The 21,195-nt window shown below is 37.8% G+C and carries 18 protein-coding genes; 15 read left to right on the top strand and 3 right to left on the bottom strand.

The genetic code is table 11. From position 1 onward, the window contains the following. The first annotated feature begins 85 nt into the window (after nucleotides 1-85). From G3I01_RS09865 to G3I01_RS09855, 3 genes are read left to right on the top strand one after another with little or no spacing between them, the layout of a single operon-like run. Nucleotides 86-901, top strand: coding sequence for a 2,3,4,5-tetrahydropyridine-2,6-dicarboxylate N-succinyltransferase (locus G3I01_RS09865; RefSeq protein WP_219547390.1), 816 nt, complete (start codon nucleotides 86-88; stop codon nucleotides 899-901). Between the two features lie 9 nt (nucleotides 902-910). Next, nucleotides 911-1,960: a glycosyltransferase family 9 protein gene (locus G3I01_RS09860; RefSeq protein ID WP_219547388.1), complete on the top strand. Its 1,050-nt coding sequence runs from the start codon at nucleotides 911-913 to the stop codon at nucleotides 1,958-1,960. Continuing rightward, nucleotides 1,957-3,027 carry a CDP-glycerol glycerophosphotransferase family protein gene (locus tag G3I01_RS09855; protein WP_219547386.1) on the top strand — a complete coding sequence of 357 codons (1,071 nt, stop codon included), beginning with the start codon at nucleotides 1,957-1,959 and terminating at the stop codon, nucleotides 3,025-3,027. Before G3I01_RS09860 ends, G3I01_RS09855 begins: the two co-directional genes overlap by 4 nt. On the opposite strand, the gene G3I01_RS09850 is transcribed toward G3I01_RS09855, so the two are convergent. Both G3I01_RS09850 and G3I01_RS09845 read right to left on the bottom strand, forming a co-directional pair. Next, nucleotides 3,024-3,782, bottom strand: coding sequence for a Kdo domain containing protein (locus G3I01_RS09850; protein WP_219547384.1), 759 nt, complete (start codon nucleotides 3,780-3,782; stop codon nucleotides 3,024-3,026). The two genes, G3I01_RS09855 and G3I01_RS09850, sit on opposite strands and share 4 nt — an antisense overlap. Before the next feature lie 25 nt (nucleotides 3,783-3,807). Beyond that, nucleotides 3,808-4,908 carry a glycosyltransferase family 4 protein gene (locus tag G3I01_RS09845; RefSeq protein WP_219547375.1) on the bottom strand — a complete coding sequence of 367 codons (1,101 nt, stop codon included), beginning with the start codon at nucleotides 4,906-4,908 and terminating at the stop codon, nucleotides 3,808-3,810. Nucleotides 4,909-5,370: 462 nt separating this feature from the next. Between G3I01_RS09845 and G3I01_RS09840 the strand changes: the two genes are divergently transcribed. From G3I01_RS09840 to G3I01_RS09810, 7 genes are all read left to right on the top strand, one after another. Beyond that, entirely contained in the window at nucleotides 5,371-6,297 is a 927-nt protein-coding gene (locus G3I01_RS09840; RefSeq protein WP_219547373.1) for a glycosyltransferase family 2 protein, read from the top strand. Further along, nucleotides 6,297-7,418, top strand: a complete 1,122-nt coding sequence (locus G3I01_RS09835) for a glycosyltransferase family 4 protein (protein WP_219547371.1) — start codon at nucleotides 6,297-6,299, stop codon at nucleotides 7,416-7,418. Before G3I01_RS09840 ends, G3I01_RS09835 begins: the two co-directional genes overlap by 1 nt. Next, entirely contained in the window at nucleotides 7,393-7,962 is a 570-nt protein-coding gene (locus G3I01_RS09830) for an L-threonylcarbamoyladenylate synthase (RefSeq protein WP_219547369.1), read from the top strand. The genes G3I01_RS09835 and G3I01_RS09830 overlap by 26 nt, the downstream gene beginning before the upstream one ends. A 4-nt stretch (nucleotides 7,963-7,966) precedes the next feature. Further along, nucleotides 7,967-9,406 (top strand): HD domain-containing protein, encoded by a 1,440-nt coding sequence (locus tag G3I01_RS09825; protein ID WP_219547367.1) that lies wholly within the window; start codon nucleotides 7,967-7,969, stop codon nucleotides 9,404-9,406. A gap of 2 nt (nucleotides 9,407-9,408) precedes the next feature. Continuing rightward, nucleotides 9,409-10,434: a COX15/CtaA family protein gene (locus tag G3I01_RS09820; protein ID WP_219547365.1), complete on the top strand. Its 1,026-nt coding sequence runs from the start codon at nucleotides 9,409-9,411 to the stop codon at nucleotides 10,432-10,434. 24 nt (nucleotides 10,435-10,458) lie between these two features. Beyond that, nucleotides 10,459-10,971: a hypothetical protein gene (locus G3I01_RS09815; RefSeq protein ID WP_108172655.1), complete on the top strand. Its 513-nt coding sequence runs from the start codon at nucleotides 10,459-10,461 to the stop codon at nucleotides 10,969-10,971. Between the two features lie 93 nt (nucleotides 10,972-11,064). Next, complete coding sequence (locus G3I01_RS09810; protein WP_219547363.1) at nucleotides 11,065-12,123, top strand: nucleoid-associated protein; 1,059 nt, start codon at nucleotides 11,065-11,067, stop codon at nucleotides 12,121-12,123. 83 nt (nucleotides 12,124-12,206) lie between these two features. Here G3I01_RS09810 and G3I01_RS09805 read toward each other — a convergent pair whose 3' ends face one another. Then, complete coding sequence (locus G3I01_RS09805; RefSeq protein ID WP_219547361.1) at nucleotides 12,207-13,271, bottom strand: hypothetical protein; 1,065 nt, start codon at nucleotides 13,269-13,271, stop codon at nucleotides 12,207-12,209. A 94-nt stretch (nucleotides 13,272-13,365) separates the two neighbouring features. Here G3I01_RS09805 and G3I01_RS09800 point away from each other — a divergent pair, with 94 nt between their 5' ends. The 5 genes from G3I01_RS09800 to G3I01_RS09780 all read left to right on the top strand — a co-directional run bounded on the left by G3I01_RS09800 (nucleotide 13,366) and on the right by G3I01_RS09780 (nucleotide 21,099). Further along, nucleotides 13,366-14,271, top strand: coding sequence for an ABC transporter ATP-binding protein (locus tag G3I01_RS09800; RefSeq protein WP_219547359.1), 906 nt, complete (start codon nucleotides 13,366-13,368; stop codon nucleotides 14,269-14,271). Further along, complete coding sequence (locus G3I01_RS09795) at nucleotides 14,271-15,107, top strand: ABC transporter permease (protein WP_219547357.1); 837 nt, start codon at nucleotides 14,271-14,273, stop codon at nucleotides 15,105-15,107. Before G3I01_RS09800 ends, G3I01_RS09795 begins: the two co-directional genes overlap by 1 nt. 22 nt (nucleotides 15,108-15,129) lie before the next feature. Then, nucleotides 15,130-17,895 carry a T9SS type B sorting domain-containing protein gene (locus tag G3I01_RS09790; RefSeq protein ID WP_219547355.1) on the top strand — a complete coding sequence of 922 codons (2,766 nt, stop codon included), beginning with the start codon at nucleotides 15,130-15,132 and terminating at the stop codon, nucleotides 17,893-17,895. 3 nt (nucleotides 17,896-17,898) lie between these two features. Further along, nucleotides 17,899-19,503 (top strand): T9SS type B sorting domain-containing protein, encoded by a 1,605-nt coding sequence (locus G3I01_RS09785; RefSeq protein ID WP_219547353.1) that lies wholly within the window; start codon nucleotides 17,899-17,901, stop codon nucleotides 19,501-19,503. A gap of 153 nt (nucleotides 19,504-19,656) precedes the next feature. After that, nucleotides 19,657-21,099, top strand: a complete 1,443-nt coding sequence (locus G3I01_RS09780) for a T9SS type B sorting domain-containing protein (RefSeq protein WP_219547351.1) — start codon at nucleotides 19,657-19,659, stop codon at nucleotides 21,097-21,099. The last annotated feature ends 96 nt before the right edge of the window (nucleotides 21,100-21,195 follow it).

Raw genomic sequence — 21,195 nt, 5'->3', positions numbered from 1 at the left:
CAAAAATTTAGGCAAAGGTAAGGTTTATATTCGTTTGTCCATAAATATTGCCTTATAGCTATTATATTTGAAAAAAATTAGAAATATGGATCAATTGAAATCGAAAATAGAAGAGGCCTGGGAAAACAGAGACCTGCTTTCAGATAAGGAAACCATAGACGCGATTAGAAAAGTTGTTGAACTTTTAGACAAAGGAGAATTGCGTGTGGCTGAACCAACTGCTGATGGATGGCAGGTTAATGAATGGGTAAAGAAAGGTGTTGTACTTTACTTCCCTATTCAGAAAATGGAAACCCTGGAAGCCGGAATTTTCGAATATCACGATAAGATCCCTTTGAAAAAAGGATATAAGGAAAAAGGAATTCGTGTGGTACCTAATGCCGTAGCCAGACATGGGGCATATATCTCTTCAGGAGTTATTATGATGCCGAGTTATGTAAATATCGGAGCTTATGTGGATGAAGGTACGATGGTAGATACATGGGCAACTGTTGGAAGTTGTGCTCAAATTGGTAAGAACGTACACCTTAGCGGTGGAGTTGGAATTGGCGGTGTTCTTGAACCACTTCAGGCAGCTCCAGTGATCGTAGAAGACAATGCCTTTCTGGGATCAAGAAGTATAGTGGTGGAAGGGATCAGGATTGAAAAAGAAGCTGTTTTAGGCGCCAATGTAGTGCTAACCGCTTCCACCAAGATCATCGATGTGACCGGTGACGAACCAAAAGAATTCAAAGGTTATGTACCGGCAAGATCTGTAGTGATCCCGGGAAGCTATACCAAGAAATTTCCAGCGGGAGAATACCAGGTTCCATGTGCTCTCATCATCGGGAAAAGAAAGGAAAGCACTAATAAAAAAACATCCCTGAACGACGCCTTGCGCGAATATAACGTCGCAGTTTAGATCTTAAATTTGAAGATACTTGTAATACAGATAAAAATGATTGGGGATGTGCTTACATCCTCAATCCTCTTTGAGGCCCTTCGGAAGGAATTCCCGGAAGCCGAACTGCATTACATGATCTATGAGCATACGTACCCGGTTGTCCAGAACAACCCGAATATAGATAAGATCATTTTTACCGATAAGGATAACTCACTAAGAAGTCTTATCCAGATGACCAAAAAAGAAAAATATCATGCGGTCATCGATGTCTATTCCAATTTAAAAACTGCCCTCATTACAGGACTTTCAGGTGCAAAATACAGAATAGCCTACAATAAGAAATATACACGTCCGCTTTGTACGCATGTGTTCAGCAGGAATATCCAGGCACAAACTATTGCCGGTGCAGCTATTGAAAAAAGGATGCGAATGCTGAGTCCCTTATCTTCAAATTTTCCAATTGAGATCAAACCAAAGATATTTTTGACCGAAGAGGAAAAGAAAGAAGCAAAGCAGAAATTAGAAATTTCAAAAATAGACCTTTCTAAACCTCTATATATGATTGGTGCTTTAGGTAGTTCTGAAAAGAAAACCTATCCCCTTCCTTATTTAGCCGAAATGTTGGATGAGATCGTTAGAGAATCAGGTGCTAATCTTCTTTTTAACTATGTGCCTTCCCAAAAAACAGATATAGAAAATATTTACCAGCTTTGCCAACCGGAAACCCGGAAACATATTCACCTGAATATCTACGGTAAAAGCCTTCGAGAATTTCTGGTATTAACCTCGCATTGTGATGGCCTCATAGGTAACGAGGGCGGTGCTATAAACATGGCCAAAGCTTTAGATATTCCAACATTCGCAATTTTCTCACCACCACTGAATAAGGAAAACTGGAATATTTATGAAGACGGGAAAAAAAATGTATCGGTTCATTTAAAAGATTATCAGCCGGAATTATTTCAGAATAAGACCTTTAAAGAACTTTCAAAAGATAATACCGAGCTTTATAACAAATTAAAGCCATCACTTTTCACAGATAAATTGCAGCATTTTTTAAAGCATAATTCTAAATGAAATACCGGTTCCTAATATATATAAACCATACTTACGGACTACCCATAGGCCTCCCTATACAGGAGCAGGCTCAAAAAATGGGATTTTCCCTGAAATGGTTTTCGGGTATGGAAGAACCAAAGAAGTATTTCCCCGAAAATGGAATTTTAATTGAAACTATTGAAGAGGCGATCGACTATGACCCACATTTTGTTCTGGCCATTACAGACACGGTGCCAGATTTCTTTCCGGGATTAAAAGTTCAAATATTTCATGGCTTTCCGGCGAATAAAAGAAAAGGGACTGATCAGTTTATTATAAGAGGTTTTTTCGATCTCTATTGTACACAAGGACCTTCCAGTACCGGGCCGTTTAAAAAGCAACAGGAAAAATATAGGTCTTTCGAAGTGATAGAGACAGGCTGGTCAAAAATGGATCCACTTTTCCCATTGGAGCCTACCAATAATAAAAAACCGGTTATCCTGATATCTTCTACTTTTACCCGATATTATAGCCTGGCTTTAAGAGACGAAGTAGTAAAGGAAATAGAAAGATTATCGAAAACAGGGAAATATCAGTTTATCGCAACTTTACATCCCAAACTTGATCGTGAGACCGTAAAAAAATTCAAGGCTCTTGAAAATGAAAATTTCACTTTTCACGATACTACAGACCTCATCCCCTTGTTCAAAAAAGCAGATATCATGTTCTCTGATACCACTTCGGCCATTATTGAATTTTTAATTCAGAGAAAACCTGTGGTTACTTTTAAAAATAATATGCCGGGACCATATCTTATCAATATAGAAAAGGTTGAAGATATTGAAAGTTCTTTTGACCTTGCTCTTTCCAGACCGAAGGAACTCATCTCTGAAATTGAAAAATTCGCTATGTTTTCTCATCCATATTTAGATGGTAATTCCAGTGAAAGAGTGATCAATGCCTGTATAGATTTTCTACATTCAGATAAATCTCATCTTAAGAAAAAGCCGCTAAATCTTATTCGAAGATATAAGATAAGAAAGCAGCTAAACTATTTCACTTTCAAGTCGCACAGGAAAGCCCCTTTCATCCCAAAGCAGGATTAATTTTTCCAGAATTTGAGTTTTTTCTTTATGCGCTTTTTTCTTTGAAATTTCTCCTGAAACTGGTTGGTATAGAACCACATTTTCTCAAAAACCTCTGCTTTCGGTCTTTTGATCAATTTTGCATATTCATCGGCCATTACTTCCACCATTTCCTTTTTCGGCGTAAGCCTGGAGAAATTCAACATGCGCTCTTCAAAATTAAGCTCCTTAAAATTCATTCGATTGAGATCCACCAGAAAGAACTTATAATCCCCGGCTTTCTTCTGAATTAAAGTATTTCCCGGCGAATGATCCAGAAATTGGATCTGTTTTTCATGCAGTTCAAAAGTAAACCTGGTAAAGGCTCTTAAAATATTCTCGTGATCTGGAAAATCGTGATCTATCACCAGCTCCCGGTAGGTTAGGTCATAGTCCTGATGTAAACAGGCGTAATAGCTTTGGCTAAAAAATACTGTACTATCCTCTTCAGCATACGCCATAGGATATGGTGTACCTATGTTTGCTTCAAGTAATTTAATCGCATTAATAAACGACCTTTCAGCTTTGGATTTTCGGAAATATTTATAAACGAACTTATTAATTAGATTAGGCTTTTTAAAAGATTTGATATTTACCCTATACGTCTTAATATCAAAAATTTTCAGGCTGTTTCTTAATCCTGGCCCAAGAGCCCTGCCTTCAGACTCAAAATTTTCAATTGACTTAACCAGGTCTTTCCTTATCTCCTCGCCCTTGCCTGAAAAAATATATTTCATGTAGCTCTATTCTATGATTATTTGTTTAAAGAAGGCTTGCATAAGCTTCATAGGTGTTTTTACCAAGACTTTGCGTAGTGAAATTCTCAAAAAACATTTTATGACTTTTCTCCGAAAATTCATTTCTAAGTTCTGGTGATTCAGCTAATTTTTTTATCCCTTCAGCCAGGTCTTTATAATCACCTACCTCTACTGAAAATCCATTTTTACCATTTTCTATTGTTTCTTCTATTATACCTACCCTGGTAGATACGACAGGAGTTTTATAAAAAAATGATTCAATTACAGAAGATGGTCCTCCCTCTCTCTCTGAAGACATGGCGAAAACATCAAACTCGGGAATTAAAATAGAGGCATTTTCCAGAAATCCGGTGAAACTAAGATATTCCTCTATTCTTTCAGATTCCACTTCCTTTTTATACTCTGGAGTTCGTTTCGAGAATTCTCCGATTTGCACGAGCTTAAAATTTCTATAATTAAGTTCGTGTACCAAATAACTTACCGCCTTAATTAAAGTTTTGAGATCTTTTGCCTTGGTATGATTGGCGATATTTCCAATCAAGACCTTATCTTCAGAAATATTTAATTTCTTTCTCAAACTATATTCCTCTTCAATATCAGAATTTGATTGCTTAACCCCATCCCTTATTACAGTGAGTTTTTGCCTGGCTGTGTCATTTAGCACTTTACTAAAGTGGTCTTTAACGTAATCCGACACACAGATTATACTATCAATATTTCTATAGTTATATTTCAATTTACTCAGAAAGCTGGATTTATTCCTAACATGCTTTCTGGAATATACGGTAGCTACATTGAGGGAATAAATGAGATCACACAGAACAAACCCAGTAAGAGCATCACTCGTATGCAGGTGAATGATATCAACTTTATTATTCCTGACAATATTTGCAAGGAATCGCAAATATTCAGATTTATGAGGTTTTACTTTTTCTATTGCAAAAATTTCAGTTCTGGTTTTCTTTAAAGCTATATGAGTCGGTGTGTCAAGAAAGCAAAAAGCCATTTGCTGCACATCATATTTTTCTAACTCTTCGATAGTATTAAATAACTGCTGCTCGCTCCCGCCCCATGATGTATGCCCAGATATATGTAAAATTTTCATAAACTTTGCTGATTGTCTGCAAAAGTAGAATATTTATCTTGGTCCGGAATATTTAATGATCGCCAAGAGAATAAAAGTTCTTCATCTATCCGCTGCCTATAATTGTATTTCCTGAGTATTGAAATCTATCTATTAGACAAACATTCTCATCGCGATCCTTTTCAAATTGCCCTTCCAGAACTATTTTCATATGCCAAAACTACTTTTTCCGAAATCAAATTCATTGATGATTTATTTGCCGGAAAATCAAAGTAATATTTAGTTTTATATTTACATCATTTAAAGGCTTTAATGAGATCACAAATAATTAACGTATTACCTAAAAATTCAGTAAATGCTTATTATACAGCATTAAAAAAAGGAATATTAATTAATCATATCTCGTGAATTATGCTTTTGGAACATCACGAAATCTCTAAATAAAGAACATCCTGGAAAAATGGCAACCAATTATGGAATAATATGTTAGATGTAAGCTGCATTATTATAAACTATAACACTTCAGATTTTACAATTAACTGTGTAAAATCCATTATCCTGAATCATGAGCATAATTCTAATTTTGAAATTATTGTTATAGATAATGCTTCCACTCATCAAGATTTCAGCAAGCTCAAATCCAGCATTGAAAATCTGAAAAATAATTCCTTAAAGATCATTAGAAGTAAGACCAATTTAGGCTTTGGAGGTGGGAATATGTTGGGTGTGCAAAACTCTTCCGATTGCAAATATTATGCATTTATAAATAATGATACTCTAATAACTGAAAAGGACACTCTTGGTCAACTTTCTACTTTTTTGGATAACAATAGCCACATCGCAGTCTGTTCTCCACAAATGCTGGATGAAAACCAAAATTTCAGAGCTACGCTAGATCATTTTTCCTCATTGGGAAGAGAAATTTTAAAAAGGCATTTCTTAGAGAGATTCTTTCCTGCCAAATATCCAAATAGAAAAAAGTTTTATGACAAACCATTGAAAGTTGATTATGTTCAAGGTTCATTCATGTTCATAACAGCTAATGAATTTAAGGAAGTTGGTGGGTTTGACACCAATCTTTTTTTATATTATGAAGAGTCTGATCTTTGCCGCAGAATTTTGAAAAAAACCGGAAAAGAAACCTATTTATATCCCTTTATCAGTTATATTCATTTCAAAAGTGCCAGTATCCAGAAGAGTATTATTATAAAGAAAGAATTAAAAATTTCACTTTTATACTATACTCGAAAGCACTACGGCTATTTGGCCCATAAAGTACTTATAACCTATTTGATCATAAGATATCTGTTTACCAGTCTTATCAAACCAAAGTATTTTCCACTTTTAAAAATTCTTTTGACCGGTGCACATTTATCTGATTCTTTAAAACAAAAACAGAAAATCATCTAATGAATATCCTTCATCTTTCTGCCGCAAAAAACTGGGGCGGTGGTGAAAATCACATCGAACAACTTTGCCTGGAACTTAAGAAGATAGATAGAAATTCAGAAAATACCATTCTATGCGTAAGGAACGCTGCTTTCCATAACAAAATAAAGAACTCCAGTCTTCAGGTTGAATCAGCACCTCTTAAGATAAAAATGGATCTGCGATATGCAGTCAAGATTATTGAGGTTTGCAAAAAGAGAAAAATAGATCTCCTCCACATCCATGATACTACAGCCTTAACGCTGGCCGTAATGGCTACAAAATTAGGAGATTTACCTCCATTTGTTCTGAGCAAAAAAACATCTTTCCCAATCAAAGATCGCAGTCGCACTCTTTATAAATACAATCACGAAAACATAAAAAGGATATTTTGCGTTTCTAAGGAAACACAAAGAATCGCTTCTAAAAAGATCGAAGATCTTGCCAAACTAACCACTATTTACCATGGCACCAGTTTAGATAAAAAAAACAGCCAGTATAAAAATCTTCGCTTGGAATTTGAAATACCTGGGGATAAAATTATTGTGGGTACCATCGCCAACCATATAAGGGCGAAAAATCTAGATACATGGATTGATATGATAGACAGCCTGGTAAATCAAAAAAAGATCTATGATTTTCATTTTGTCCTTATTGGAAGCCATACAAACAGAACCCCTGATTATATAAACAAGCTCGAAAAATTAGGACTTCAAAAGCACGTAAATATCGCTGGTTTTATTGAAAATGCTTCAGCTCTTATTCCGCAGTTCGATATCTCACTTCTTACCTCACAAAGCGAAGGAGTCCCACAATTTATTTATGAGAGCTTTTATCATAAGGTTCCGGTAGTGAGCACAAATGTTGGGGGAATACCTGAAATTATTGAAGATGGTTTCAATGGCATGTTAAGCAATCCTTACGAACCTCAAAGTTTAGCAGATAAATTGATAGCTTTGTCCCAGGATAAAGTTTTAAGAAATAAATTTACCGAAAGGTCTTACAAGAAACTAATCGAAAACTTTACTACCAGAAAAATGGCTGAGCAAACCTTAGCTGAATATAAAAAAGTGCTTTATGGAACGAATGGAACAGGAAATTAGAAATTGCATAGATGTAATTAAAAAAGGCGGCATCATACTATACCCCACAGATACAGTTTGGGGGATTGGATGCGATGCTACCAATGCCGACGCAGTGGACAAAGTATATCAATTAAAGAAAAGGGAAGAATCTAAAGCGTTGATCTGCCTGGTATCTAATTTCAAAATGCTGGAGCAATATGTGGAAGAAGTTCCTGAAATGGCCTACGACATCCTTAAATACGCCAAAAAACCAACTACCATCATTTATGATAAACCCATCAGGATCGCTGAGAATCTGGTTGGAGAGGACGAATCCCTTGGAATAAGAGTAGTGAGAGATACTTTCTGTTCAGACCTAATTAAAAAACTGAAACGACCTTTGGTATCTACCTCAGCCAATGTTAGCGGCCAGCCGACCCCACAATCATTCGATCAAATCACTCCCCAAATTTTAAAAGGTGTAGACTATGTAGTAAATTTGCAGCGTTCAAAAAAATCACCTAGACCATCAGCGATTATCAAGTTGAGTAACGACGGCCAGGTGAGTGTGATACGCAAATAGACAGATGCCGAAATACCACAATTACAGCAAAGCCTTACATCATAAAATATTCAATGTTATTTCAGAAGCTGCAGATGAATTGTCTGTGGATGCCTACGTAATTGGAGGTTTTGTTCGTGATCATATCCTCGACCGCGGAGATCATAAAGATATAGACATCGTATCTATTGGCAGTGGTATAGAACTGGCCAAAAAGGTTGCTGAAAAGCTACCTAACAAGCCAAAGGTTCAGGTATTTAAAAACTTTGGTACCGCCATGCTTCGCGATGGTGATATGGAAATTGAATTTGTGGGGGCCCGAAAGGAAAGTTACCGTAAAGATAGCCGCAAACCTATCGTGGAAGACGGGACCCTGGAAGACGACCAGAACCGCAGGGATTTTACTATAAATGCCCTGGCGCTTAAATTGAACAAAGATGGATTCGGAGACCTGTTAGATCCATTTAACGGGTATGAAGATCTAAAGAACAGGATCATTAGAACTCCGCTGGATCCAGATATCACCTATTCAGACGATCCTTTAAGAATGTACCGCGCCATCAGGTTCGCCACCCAGCTTAATTTTATCATTGAAGCTGAATCCTTAAATGCGATAAAGCGCAACAAGGAACGAATTAAGATCATTTCCAAGGAAAGGATCCTTGATGAACTGAATAAGATCATGCTAAGCGATAAACCTTCTAAAGGTTTCGCTCTTTTATATAAAACCGGTCTTCTAAAAAAGATACTGCCGGAGCTTACGGCCCTGCAGGGAATTGATGAAGTAGAAGGTCAAACCCATAAAGACAACTTCTGGCACACTCTGGAAGTTGTAGACAATATTTCAAAAAATACCGATGATCTCTGGTTAAGGTGGGCAGCCTTACTACATGATATTGGAAAAGCTCCGACTAAAAAATTCCATAAAAAGATAGGTTGGACCTTTCATGGTCATGAGTTCGTAGGCGCAAAGATGGTCTTTAAACTATTTAAAAGATTAAGGTTACCTCTGAACGAGAAAATGAAATTCGTCCAAAAGATGGTATTGATGAGCTCCAGGCCTATCGTGATCGCCGATGATAGCGTAACCGATTCTGCCGTACGCAGGCTTATTTTTGATGCCGGGGATCATATAGAAGATCTTATGACCCTTTGTGAAGCCGACATCACCACCAAAAACCCTAAGAGATTTAAAAAATATCATAATAATTTCAAGCTGGTTCGCAAGAAGATCGAAGAAGTTGAAGAGCGAGACCATGTAAGGAATTTCCAGCCACCAGTTAGTGGTGAAGAGATCATGGAAACTTTCGGTATCAAACCAAGCCGGGAGGTTGGACAGATCAAAGATGCCATTAAAGAAGCGATCTTGGAAGGTGATATTCCTAATGAATATGAACCGGCCAGGGATTTTATGATCGAAAAAGGTGAAAAACTTGGATTAACGGTAGTTAATACTGAAAAATAAAAATGTATAGAAAATCGGTAAAAGTTTCGCTCGTTCTAGTTTACCTGGTTATTATAGCAGGAGCTGTGGTTAGAATGACCGGTTCCGGAATGGGATGCCCGGACTGGCCAAAATGTTTTGGATACTACATCCCTCCTACCGAGATCTCTGAACTGGAATTTCAGCCAAACAGAGATTATAAAAAGGGCCAGGTGATCATTGTAGATGAAAGCCTGAAAGTCGCGATTGAGGATTTCAAGACTACAGCAGAATATCAGCCTTCAAACTGGGAAGATTACGAGAAACACGATTATGCCATCTTTAATCCCACCCATACCTGGGTTGAGTACATCAATCGGCTTTTTGGTGCCCTGGCGGGCCTGGCGGTATTGATCATGGCTCTACTCTCCCTCAAAAAGATCAGGTTCAGAAAAAGGATTACAATTCTATCCTGGTTATGCGTTTTCCTAATGGGATTCCAGGCGTGGCTTGGAGCAACAGTGGTATATTCGGTTCTGGCTCCGGCAAAGATCACAGTGCATATGGTGATGGCGCTGGTTATCGTTGCAGTTTTACTTTATCTTTTAAAGATCTCTTCAGAAAAAGAACCGAACCAGTATAAAACAAAGACATTTCAAACCTTATTGGGTATTGCGGTAGTTTTAACCCTCATCCAGGTAGTTATGGGAACGCAGGTTAGACAGTTTGTAGATGAACAGATTCGCAGTTTAGGTTATGATGCAAAAGATAGCTGGCTTTCAGATCCCAACATTATGTTTTACGTGCACAGGTCATTTTCTATTATCGTATTACTAGTTAATTTGATCTTATGGTGGCAAAACAGAAAACTGAACCTCAACCTAAACAGGATCAATATAGTTATTGCTTTGATCCTACTAGAAGTAGCCACGGGAGTGGCCATGTATAATTTCGATTTTCCATTTCTTTCCCAACCACTTCATCTTGTGATCGCTTCCCTGCTTTTCGGATTTCAGTTTTACCTGTTAATGGAAAGCATTTATGCGACAGAGAAGATTAAAAAATTGTAACTTTGACCTCCAAATTTTTTAGATATGGTATATAGATTCCGAGTAATTCTCGATGCTGATGAAGATGTTTTCAGAGATATAGAAATACTACAGGAAAGCACCCTGGAAGACCTTCACAACACTATCGTCCAGTCTTTTGGCTTCGACGGTACAGAGATGGCTTCGTTTTATATTAGCGATGATGAATGGAACCAGGGCGAAGAGATCCACCAGTTCGATATGAGCGGTCATGATACTTCGATTAAATTAATGAATGAAACTTCTTTAGACAGTATACTTTCAGAAAAACAAACGAAACTTATTTACGTTTACGATTTTCTGAAAATGTGGACTTTTTTCGTGGAATTAGGTCAGATCGCCGAGATCGAAGAAGGAAGAGATTATCCAAACTTAATGTATGTTCATGGTCAGATCCCGGAAAATGCTCCCGAAAAGGAATTTACCGGTGAGGACGAAGGAATCCTGAACGGTGATTATGATGATGACTTCGATACGGATGGATATGACGATTTCGAATTTGACGAAAACTGGAATTAATCCATTGCGGTAATTAACCCGATCATATCTTCTGAAAAACTTCTTTCAGAATTCACTTTTTTCAACTTTATTTAGTCAAAACTTCAGATATAGATGATCAATCTTTTTAATGCCCAAATTGAATCACTTTCCATACATCGCGTTGGAAATAAGAACAGGGGCGAGAACATTTTCGTTTCCGCTTCTACTTTTCATTTAAATGATGAAATAAAGCCTTTGATCAAGGAATATTTTCTGAAACCATTCCGGGAAAAAGAAGAATCTTACTATCGTTTTAGTCATGAAACCGATATTGAGTTCAATGAGCTGTATAACCTGGCTAACCAGATCTTCGACGATCCTTATAACACCCACGAGTATTCTAAAAAGATAGCCACTATTCTTTATGAGCAGTCTACCCATCCGCATATAAAAAGCGGAGAGGTTTACGTGGTCTATTTTGAAGGACTTCAGCTGGATAACGAAAAAGTATCTGGAATCGGGATCTTCAAATCTGAATTAAAACATGATTTCCTTCAATTCGAACAGAAACAGAGCAATCTTGAAATGATCGTTCAGCAAGGAGTTAATCTTCAGAAACTGGATAAAGGCGCTATAATTTTCAACAAGAATCGTGAAGAGGGCTACAAGATCCTTTCGGTAGATTCTAACCGTTATGACACCAAGTACTGGTTGGAGAATTTTCTAGGCGTAGACGTATTGGCAGATGAGAACTATTTCACTAAGAATTACCTGAACTTTGCAAAAAACTTCGCAAAAGACGTGGTATTACCTGCTGAAGACAAAAAGCAGGAAGTGATGTTCATGAACAGAAGTATGGATTATTTCGCTAAGAATGATGATTTTGAAGAGTCGAATTATATCAATTCTGTGATCGATAATCCGGCCTTGATCCCTGAATTTCAGAATTATAAAACAGAAAAGGCTCCAAAATATAAGGTAGAAGACCTTACCAGTTTCCCTATCGCCAATAAAGCAGTTACAGACGCCCGTAAGAAGATCAAAAATGTGATCACTTTAGATACGAATATCCAGATAAAGATGGATTTTGTAAATGCCGAGTCCGCGGAGAAATTCGTGGAAAAAGGATGGGATGAAGAAAAACAGATGTATTACTACCTCGTTTACTTCAACAAAGAGGAGAAAAAATAGATTCATTTAATTGAAGCGAAGCAGTCTCTCAAGAGATTCCTTCGCTTCAATTTTAAAAAAATCTTCAATACATCGAGCTCTTGCTATTCCAGCAATCTTTTCATATTTACATTTTCATAATTACGTTTTACGAAATCCAGTGCCGTTCTTAGGATCTGTCCCATAGTACTGGCCCTTTTGAATTTCATATCCTTGGAAAAGGCGTAAAGATCGTTTCTTAACTCTTTCACATTGTCTTTGGTAGAGACATGATCGTTGATCATGCACCTGATGAGTTCCTTATACCTGCTTTGTGTATTAATCATCCTTTTGGCAAGCAAAGATCGCTCTTCCTTACGATATTGTTCAATGGAAGAATCTTCCAGTTTATCTGAAACCAGCTTCACCATTTGATAATTTTCCTTAAAGAATTGAGGTCGGTAAACCTTCAGATTTCCTTCAAAACACTGCTGATCAAAATCTATGGCTCGTATCTGGTATTCCACATGATCAAAATCGTGAGTTGGGATAACCACATAATTATAGGATCTCATATCCCCCAGTAATCTTACCGTGCACCTTTCATTGAACTTTACAAATTGCTTGGCGATCTGGGTTTTTGCCCTCAGATCACAATTTGGCAAATGATCTTCTATAAAAACATCTCCGGGAATACCGGCGATATGCTCTTCAATTAAAGTGTCTTTATAGACCAAAAAATTTATACGGTGAGGAGATAATAAATGCTCGAATTCCAACCCGTATAACCTGGAAGCATCGGCTTTTTTCACATAGAAATAAGTAAAACTATCATTAAGAATATTCCTGACCTTTATTCTGAAGGGCTTTGAATTTCCGAAAGTACAATAGTCGATAGCATCAACATTCAGGTAATCCAGTGAATCCTCGCTACCATCTGAATGCAAAATGGTATAGACCTTTTTAAGACTATTATCGATTTCTATCCTTTCATGATCTGGATAATAACACCGAACCCAGAATGTATCTTCATCATGCTGATCATATACCACGATAGATCCTGAGAACCTCAGCAGATCATCATAAAAAACGGGAATTTTAGTATTGCGGTTATATTTTGCAAGATATCTGTTGAAGCGTTCATTGATAGGAAATGCCGGCTTCTTTTTTGACATCAGTTTTTCATCCATAGTTCTCCTCGTTTTCCTCAAAATTAAGGTTATTATAGGGAAACCTGTAACAAAATCCTATTTTAGACGTCGTATTTTAAACACTTCACCAATCTTGGAAACAATTTTAAGTTTAAATAATCTAACAAAACGATTCGGCAAGATCACCGCTGTCGATAAGTTAAGTTTTAGCATCGAAAAAGGAAATGTCTACGGTATCTTAGGACCTAATGGTAGTGGTAAATCCACCACTCTGGGAATGGTTCTGAATGTGGTTAATAAAACCTCGGGCGATTTCAAGTGGTTCGACGGTAATATGTCTACCCACGAGGCTCTGAAAAAAGTAGGTGCGATCATAGAGCACCCGAATTTTTACCCTTATATGACGGCAGAGCAGAATCTTAAACTGGTTTGTAAAATTAAGGGAACTAATAAAAGTAAGGTTGCAGAAAAACTTGAGATCGTTGGACTTTTGGACAGGAAAGACAGCAAATTCAAGACTTTTTCCCTCGGGATGAAGCAGCGACTTGCTATTGCCTCTGCCCTGCTTAACGACCCGGAGATCCTGATTCTTGATGAACCTACCAATGGATTGGATCCTCAAGGTATACATCAAATCAGGGAGATCATTCGAAAGATCGCCGCGGGAGGAACCACAATTCTTCTGGCTTCACACCTCCTGGATGAAGTTGAAAAAGTTTGCTCTCATGTGGTAATTATCAGGAAAGGAGAAAAATTATACAGCGGGCCGGTAGACCAGATCATTAATAGTTACGGATTCTTCGAATTAAAGGCTTCTGATATGGCAAAACTTGAAGAATTGCTACAAATGCATCCAAAAATTGGAAATATCACCGAAAAAGAAGGCACTTTAACGGCCATTCTTGATGAACCGATGGAAGCCGAGGAGATCAACAGGTTTCTTTTTGAAAAAGGACTTTCCCTTTCTTATCTGAATAAACGCAAAGAAAGCCTGGAAGAACAATTCCTTCAATTAACCAACCAAACTGCTCAAAACTAATGCTACGTTTACTCGAAATAGAATATAACAAATTACGATATAGCCGTTCTGCAAGGATATTGATCATCACTTATTTTATCCTGATCACTTTTATAGCGCTTATCGCATCTATCGAATTCAAAATTGGAGAATTCGAATTCAGGGTGGCAGATCAGGGAATATTTAATTTTCCTTATATCTGGCATTTTAACAGCTATATAGCTGCTATACTCAAGTTATTCCTGGCCATCGTCATTGTCTCCATGATGTCTAATGAATACAGTAACCGGACGATAAAACAGAACCTCATTGACGGACTTAGCAAAAAGGAATTCGTACTTTCTAAATTCCTGACCGTCCTTGCATTTTCAGGGATCTCTACTTTATTTCTTTTTATAGTAACCATGGTTCTTGGTCTTTCATTTTCAGATTATAATGAACTATCTATCGTCTTTTCAGACCTGGAATATTTACTGGCTTACTTTATAAAACTCACGGGCTTTTTCGCATTTTGTATGTTTTTAGGGATACTCGTTAAAAGATCGGCATTTGCTTTAGGCTTCTTGGTGGTCTGGGTAATTATTGAGAATATAATCTACGGAATATTGAATTTCAGGATCTTCAAGGGCACCGATATAGCAGGGAAGATCATGCAGTTTTTCCCGTTAGAATCGATGAGCAATCTCATCGTAGAACCTTTTTCAAGACTGAATGCCGTGCAGGCAGCCGCAAACCAGATAGGTGGTGAGCTTAACAAGGATTATGGCATTCACTGGTATCAATTATTAATAGTTAGCATTTGGATTCTTATATTTGTTTACTTCTCCTTTATTCTTCTGAAGAAAAGGGATTTATAACAATTTGGGGAAACACTTGCACATGGGGATAAGATATCTTGTTTTTTTTATACTTTTCATCTTTATCTATACCGGCGCTTCAGCACAACAAGAAGCGGCCAACTGGTATTTTGGAGATGGAGCCGGGATATCTTTTAAATCTGGTGCACCTGTCCCCTTAAACAATGGAAGGTTACAAACTATAGAAGGATCTGCTTCCATTTCTGATAGAAATGGCAACCTGCTTTTTTATACCGATGGTTCTACCGTGTACGATCGCAATCATAATGTGATGCAAAATGGTACGGGACTTAAAGGAAATGTTTCCAGCACACAATCTGCTATTATAATCCCTAAACCAGGCAATCCTGGTTTCTATTTTATTTTCACCGTAGACAAACCAGATTACTTCAGGATCACCAATGACCCCATTGAAGGTGTTCATTTTTCTGAGGTAGATATGTCTCTTAACAATGGAAATGGAGGAATAATTGAAGGAAGTAAAAATATACACCTGGTCACTTATAATCCTTCAGATCCTACAGAAAACGAGTTTAAAAGTTCAGAAAAAATATCAGCGGTAATTAGCGGAGATTGTGTTTCATATTGGGTAGTCACCCAGTTCACTAATAAATTTTATTCCTTTAGAGTTAGTTCCTCTGGAGTAAATACCAACCCGGTGATCTCAACGATCAATAATAACTTCAGGCCTTTGATCAACGACCAGGATCTAAACGTTACCGCACCTGGATACCTGAAAATCTCACCCGATGGAAAAAAAATGGCCGCAGCTTATAGCGGTACTGGCCTGGGGAGTCCACGTACCGGCGGTGCAAAAAAGACTGGAAAGGTTTTTCTATATGATTTTGATGATATGACAGGTCAGGTATCAAATGAACAATTATTACTGGCGAATGCATATCCGTATGGAGTCGAATTTTCTGCAGAATCTAAAAAACTTTATGCTACTTCGAACACCTACAATAATGACGACCTCTTACTAAGTGGAGAGCTATATCAATTCGATCTGGAGGCTGCAAATATTGCCGGATCTATAGAAACGATACATAGTTCTAGAAATGTTGCAGGAGCTTTACAGTTAGGGATAGATGGAAAGATCTATCGTGCCGGTTATCCAACAGATGGTGGAGGATATGAGGGATGGGAGAAACTTTCTGTGATTCATAATCCTGAAGAAAATGCCTCTGCTGTAGATTACAGGCACAATTCTTTTAGCATCAACAGAGATGTGAAATTAGGATTACCACCATTCATCCAGTCGCTCTTCAATACTAATTTTGAATACGATAATATTTGCCTTGGAGATCAGACGACTTTCACCATATCTGGTGATCAGGAGTATGATTCTTTATTCTGGGATTTCGGTGATGGAAATACCTCCCAGGCAGAAAGCCCTACGCATACTTATGCGGAGGCCGGCACATATACGGTAAGCCTTACGAGAACTCTAAACGGGATTCCATTGAATCCGGTCTGTGAAGAAGTCACCATTTTTGGGATTCCCAGCGTGCCTTCAGATTATGTTTTGAAACAATGTGATGTTCAGGATGATAATAGCACCGATGGGATCGCAGAATTCAATTTACAACTGGCTAAAGATTTTCTAACGCAGGGAAACCCAGGTCTACAGCTTTATTTTTACGAAGATAGACAGACAGCCCTGAATGATACCGAAAATCAAAATTCACTGAACAACATATACAGGAACAAGACTCCAAATCAGGAAATATTCGTAAAAGTAAGCGGATTTGGAAGTACTTGTTCAGATATTTCACCAATGAGGCTGCAAACTACAGAAAGTGTGAACCTCTCCCCTTCGCCGGTAAACGGTTGTGATATTGGCGGTGGTGAAGCTCAGTATAATTTCGCAACTATCGAAGAGAATGCCATTTCTGAACTAGGTCTGGATGACAGCGTTAGCCTTACTTTTCATAAATCCGAAAATGATGCTATTCTAGGTGAAAATCCGTTGCCCGATAATTATATTTCTCAACCCGGAATCTTTTACATTCGAGCCGACAGTGATAGCTTTTGCTATGGCTTCGGAACTATTGAATTGAAAATCACCAGTCTCCCGCAAATTCAGCAGATCAATGAATTAAGCGGCTGCAACACCGACTTCCCTCTTGAATTGGGAATTGATATCAATGTTGAGAATCCTGAAGATTACGATTTCCAGTGGAGCACGGGCGAAAATAGCCGTACCATCGAGGTAAATGAAAGCGGATTATACACCCTGAACCTGATACTGAATGAATCTGGATGTGGCCAGGAAATTACCTATAACATAGAAAAATTTGAAGCGCCTGAAATAAACCAAATTGAAGTTCAGAATCATGGAGCTGATAATGAACTAAATGTGGTCACAAATTCTGAAGCTGATGAGAATACGGTATATGCACTTGATGACATTAACGGTCCCTATCAATCAAGTCCAGTATTCAGAGGCGTCCCCGGTGGATCACATACGGTATACGTTAAAAATGATCAGGCCTGCGAAGTAGGTCAATCCAATATTACTCTTTTTGGTTTTCCGCCATATTTCACTCCGAATAATGATGGGTACCATGATAAGTGGAGACCCTACGATATCCCAGATCCTGAGTTTAGATTGAAAGGAATTCAGATCTATGACCGTTACGGAAAACTACTGGTAGAACTCCCTTATGATACAAAGGGATGGGATGGCACTTTTAATGGCCGCCCTTTGCCTTCTAATGATTACTGGTTTAATGCTGTGATGGAGAATGGTAGCGTTTTTAAAGGTCATTTTACGCTAAAAAGGTAAATAGTGAAGAAGATCCTGTTTTTTATCCTTCTGTTTTTTTCTGCATTCTCATTTGCTCAAAGCGAAACCAGTGATTGTTCTGGTGCTATCAAGATCTGTGGTGATGGTTCTATCTCGAGTAATGCAAATGGAGTTGGCCAACAGGAACTCAACGGACGAAATAACTGTTCCAGCCGGGAACACAATAGCCTTTGGCTGGAAATAGAAATTACCAAAGCAGGTACCCTAGGTTTTATTTTAAAACCTACCAGCAGTAATCTGGAGATCGATTATGATTTTTTCATTTTTGGTCCCAATGCAAGCTGCGGTTCTCTGGGAAATGCGATTCGCTGTTCAACCACCAATCCCCTGGCTTCGAATTCAGTTTCTAACCATACCGGAATGAATGACCGGCAAACCGATACCAGTGAAGGTCCAGGTCAAAATGGGAACAATTTTGTACGTTCTCTGGATGTACTTCCTGGAGAAACCTATTTTATTGTTATTGACAGACCCATAGGCAATAGCCCTTTTGAACTTGAATGGACGGGAACTTCTACTGAAGACGAATTTCCATTTCCCGAAGGACCAGAGATAAACAAACCCAACAACCTTGAGAGTTGTAATTCTAATGGTATTTCAGACTTTGATCTAAGCATTACGGCCAATGAGATCGTTACACAAAATAACACCACCCTTTCATATCATGAAACCATCGCCGATGCTTCAGACAATATAAACCAGATTCAGGGTGCATATACGAGCAATTCACCCGTAAAAACGATTTATGCACGGGTAGAAAATGACCTAACCGGGTGTGCAGAGATCACCGATTTTGATCTCATCATCAATGACGGACCTATTTTAAAGGATAATAATATTATTGAACAATGTGACCTAGATCAAAATGGTTTGGAAGAATTTGTACTAACAGATCAGAGTTCGGTCATCCTTAACGGTTTGAATCCAAATAATTATCAGGTAGAATATTTTCAAAGTTCTACGGAAGCAACTAGCAGGCAGAATCCTATTTCTTCAGATTACAGTTCTTCAGGAGAGGAAATAATTTACGCAAGGGTTTCAGAAAATAACAATCCGGACTGCTTTAATATTGCCGAGGTAAATCTTATCGTTAATATTCCGCCACAAATTGAATCCTATACCGTAATACAACCCCAGGTGAATTCAAATAGCAATACCATAACCCTGGAAATAGATAATACATCACAGTATGAGTATTCTATTGGTAATATCGACGGTCCATATCAACTTAGCACCACGTTCACCAATGTGAATTCCGGTTTACAGACTGTTTATATAAGGGACCTTAAAGGTTGCGCTATCATCACCAGGGAAATCCTGATCCTGGGATATGATAATTTCTTCAGCCCCAATAACGATGGGGTAAACGACCATTGGCAATTAAAAGGAATAGATCCCGAATTGGCAAGCCATACAGAGATCTACATTTTCGATCGTTACGGAAAGTTATTGCAAAAACTTTCAGGAAACGATCGTGGCTGGGATGGAACCTATAATGGACGGGAACTACCAGAAGATGAATACTGGTTCAGAGCTGAACTCCTAAATACCGGAGAATTCAATGGACATTTCTCACTGATCAGATGATTATTAAAAAATTGATTAAGCCCTCATAATTGCTTAATTTACAGCCACTGGCATTTATCAGGATATTAATTCTTTTTCTTAACCAAAATTGATTTAAAACCTGAACTCCCTAATAACCGTAAGCATAAAATGCCGGTAAAATAAAAAAGAGGGTTGAAAACGATTTTAGCACTAATAATATTAACTCAGATTTATAGTTCTGCCATCAACCACGTAGCAGCGGCAGGTTTGTTTTTTCCTATATCATTCCATCTAAATAACCCCGAACAATTTAATTCTTCTGAATTTGTAGCTATAAATTTCAAAAGAAATGATGAATCATCCATGATGGATATTCAGGAAGTTTCTCTCGAGGCATGTGATTTTGAAAGAGGTTTTGGGTCATCTTCGGTTGACGGTATTACATCCTTTAATTTGTTTCAGGCTTACCCATCAGGTACTTCAAATATTTCTTTTTATGAGAACATGGCAGATCTTGATAATGATGTTGAAATAATTTCTCCTGATAATTTTCGGAATACCAGCCCATTCAGTCAAACTGTTTTTGGAAAAAGGGTAAATAATAACAATGAGATTATAACAGAAGTAATTTTAACCGTCATTCCAATTCCTGAAACAGCAATCCCTATTGGTGAATTTTATGCTTGCAACTCAAATACCGATGGAGGTTCGCCCACGGCAGTTTACGATTTCCAGGAAATAGGTCGGTCGGTATTTGGAGATGAAGAAGTTACCTTTCACGCCAACATAGAAGAAGCATTTGCAAATGATCAGAATTTTATATTCGGGGATGTTCTAGCCCAGGAATTGATCGTATTTGTAAGAAAGCAAAATACCTGTGAACCTATTTACAGCCTTTCCCTGAAAATTCTTGACAGACCACAAGTTCCCCTGGAAGAAGAATATAAGATCTGTGAAGATCAGGTTCCTTTGAATCTGAGTTTACCCTCAGAAAATTTTTCTTATGAATGGTATCGTGAAAACGATTCTAATGCGTTCAACGTAAGCTCAAATTCCGAAATTAGTGAAGGGGGATCCTATACGGTCATTGCGACACGAACTTATGATATTAATAATTCTCTGTATGAATGTTCAGTTGAAAGAACATTTGATGTTGTTGTCTTGAATAAACCTGAAATTGAAAACGTGGATATACAGCAAGGCACCAACAATCAGATCCTAGTACAAATGACCAAACCCGGTGATTATGAGTTTAGCACGTCCTATCTTAATAACATCTATCAGGATGGTAATTCATTTGAAAATGCTCCTCCCGGAAGGCATGAAATATTTGTTCGCGAATTGAATGGTTGTGGTTTCGAAGTTACCGAAGTATCGATCTTAGGTTTCCCCAAATTTTTCACTCCAAATAACGACGGTATTAATGATCTTTGGCAAATCGAGGGACTCCCGGGTTCCAACACTCCAGTCCTAATCTATAATCGCTATGGTAAGCTTTTAATGCAATTAAAAGCTACTGATAAAGGCTGGGATGGTAATTATAACGGAAAAAGTATGCCCGCAGATGAATACTGGTTCAGGGTGCAATTGGAAAATAACCAGGAATTCAAGGGGCACTTCTCACTTGTTAGATGAATCCTAAAAAATTGATTTAGGCAGGATAATTGCTTAATTTCGTGAGGCTATGAAATGAGTCAACAAAAAACCAATTATAATTTGAATATTGTTGAC

This window comes from Gramella sp. MT6, from assembly GCF_019357415.1.
In the GTDB taxonomy this organism is placed as follows: domain Bacteria; phylum Bacteroidota; class Bacteroidia; order Flavobacteriales; family Flavobacteriaceae; genus Christiangramia.
Note: the sequence above shows the minus strand (reverse complement) of the source record. Positions and strands in the feature narration are given on the sequence as shown.